This is a genomic window from Aeromonas sp. HMWF016 (genome assembly GCF_963878195.1).
GTDB classification, from domain to species: Bacteria; Pseudomonadota; Gammaproteobacteria; order Enterobacterales; family Aeromonadaceae; genus Aeromonas; species Aeromonas lacus.
Genome location: NZ_CAWNWX010000067.1, coordinates 1 through 2,485, shown reverse-complemented (window position 1 = coordinate 2,485; position 2,485 = coordinate 1). Strand labels below are relative to the sequence as shown.

At 48.0% G+C, this 2,485-nt stretch carries 2 pseudogenes; both read left to right on the top strand.

Going from position 1 to position 2,485, the window contains the following annotated elements:
* Positions 1–513: 513 nt before the first annotated feature.
* Positions 514–611: pseudogene (locus tag AACS24_RS21920) on the top strand (IS5/IS1182 family transposase); the annotation flags it as partial.
* A gap of 58 nt (positions 612–669) precedes the next feature.
* Positions 670–1,824: pseudogene (locus tag AACS24_RS09775) on the top strand (IS3 family transposase).
* Positions 1,825–2,485: the final 661 nt, after the last annotated feature.

The following is a 2,485-nucleotide window of genomic DNA, read 5'->3' as shown; positions in this document are numbered from 1 at the left end:
TTTATATACCTATGCATATGTTGTTGAAAGGAAGCTGCGAGCGAGTTGATCGCACCTTCATCATAAGTCGCCTGCTCACTCTTAAAATTTTCACCATTCCAGAATTCTGACATCTTTACTACAAAATCTGCTTTCCCCTTTTCTGGGCTTGTCTCACATTTGAGACGCAGCTATTCCAGGCTTCTATCATCTTGGTTTATCAGCGAGAAAACATCGCCAGTTGATTGTCGTTCTTCTGATTAATGAACGTTATTAACGATACTCAGGCAGAAATAATTGAGCACATTGCCGTTTGAAATTTATAACACCCCACTTGAGTTATAACTCATTCATTCATCTAAAATCATCCATCTAATTAATTACATTTCAACTCATCAAAGGAGACCATATAATCAAATAAAGAATCAACCCACAAACCCCAAAATAAGCCAAACCTTACAAGGCATCTTGTTTAGTGGGCTTTGTTGCTCAAATCGGAGAACTATCTTGTAAAGTAGCCACCGAGAGCATCAGATGGGCAAGTCCAAACACAAGATCAGCAACTGGAACAGTACAACCAAGCCTTGGTGCAACGCGGTTCGTTGAGCATCTGGATGGACGATGTAGTGGTCTAATTATTCCGGACACCATTTTAGGTGGTACAGTCGCCACCATGACCTGAGGTGTTCAGTGACAAGATTACGTCGCTTATTTACTGCCGAATTCAAACTCGAAGCCACATCCCTGGTGCTCGACCAGGGATATTCTGTCCCCGAAGCAAGCCGTTCACTGGATATCGGTGAAACCATACTTCGCCGCTGGATTCGGCAACTGCAATCCGAACGAACCGGCACCACTCCTACCAGCAAAGCGCTGACTCCGGAGCAGCAGAAAATCCAGGAGCTGGAAGTCCGCATCAATCGGCTCGAGCGCGAAAAGGACATTCTAAAAAAGGCTACGGCTCTCTTGATGACGGACGAGTTCACACGTACGCGCTGTGATAGACCGATTAAGGGAGCAAGCCCCCATCACCCAGGTCTGCTGTCCCACCTCCTGTTTTTACGATTATCTGGCTCGCAGGCGGACGATTAACTGTGAGCGCATGCAACCGCGCAGCGAGTTGCGCCGTTTGTTTAAAGAGAGCCGGGATTCAGCAGGCAGCCGCGCCTTGATGTCGATGATGCGAGAGCTGGGGTATCAGATTGGCCGATTCAAAGTGCGCAACCTGATGAAGGAGGCCGGTCTGGTATCCAGGCAACCGGGTGTTCATCGCTATCAGGTCGCCCGGTCTGAGCGACCGGATATTCCCAATCTGCTGGCCCGTGAATTTGATGTCCAGCAACCCAATCAGGTGTGGTGTGGCGAGATCACCTACATCTGGGCAGGTGCTTGTTGGCATTACCTGGCAGCGGGGCTTGACCTTCATACACGCCGGGTTGTGGGCTGGGCGATGTCTGACAAGCCTGATGCAAAGCTGGCCATCAAAGTACTGGAGATGGCCTATCTGCAGCGTGGTTGTCCATCCTGTGTGCTGCTTCACTCCGACCAGAGCAGCCAATATGGCAGCCGGGCATTTCGGCAACGACGGTGGCGCTATCGCATGACCCAGAGCATGAGTCTGCGTGGTAACTGCTGAGCGTCAACGCCCCGATGGAACGGTTGTTCAGGAGCCTGAAGTCAGAGTGGCTCCCGGCAACGGGATACATGAACCAGCGGGAGGCGAAACGGGATATCAGCCATTACCTGATGGCTTACTACAACTGGCAGCGTCCACATCAACACAATGACGAGATACCGCCAGCAAAAGTCGATGATCGGCCTAACCAAGTGTCCGGATTTAGTTGACTGCTACAGTCTGTAGCGGTCACCAGGGGCTGGGTAAGATGCGCTCTTACAGCTGATTTGGGCAACAACGCCGTTGGCGCTCATATTTACGTGCTGGTTAATTAACATGGGTGACGTCAAGGTAAATATGGTGATGGATGCATTGTTAACAACTGCAACTGTTTTTTGACTTGTTCTATAAAAAAGGCATTGCCAAGCAGGTGTCATTATCGAGAATAGTCGAATTAGTTTGGGTTTCTAAATGAATAGGAATGCATCATTGTGCGTAAAGTGATCCAATGAAGATATATTATCAAGTTGGGGGTGCTACCGTTTATAGATATTGTTCTGCAGAAAAGGTATCACCCATGCTGCACCAGATTCCCCTATCTCTGTGCTACTCGCAGAACCACTCGAAGCCGTAACCGTGTTGGGCTTATGGTCGCTATGACAATTGGCAATGGCAGGGATGTATGCAAAATCGTGAGTAAAGGTATGTGGCATAAGGCATTTTTAACATCGACTTCCCGTTTGTTGCATCCTCTTGTTATCTCTTGAGCTATTCATCTGTCAGCGGGTATTGCATTAATCGAAAATGCCGCCCTAGATTGCTTCGTGATTAATTAATTTATATTCAATTAAAAACTTTAAATTCACAGAACAGCAATTATCCCTTTGGGGG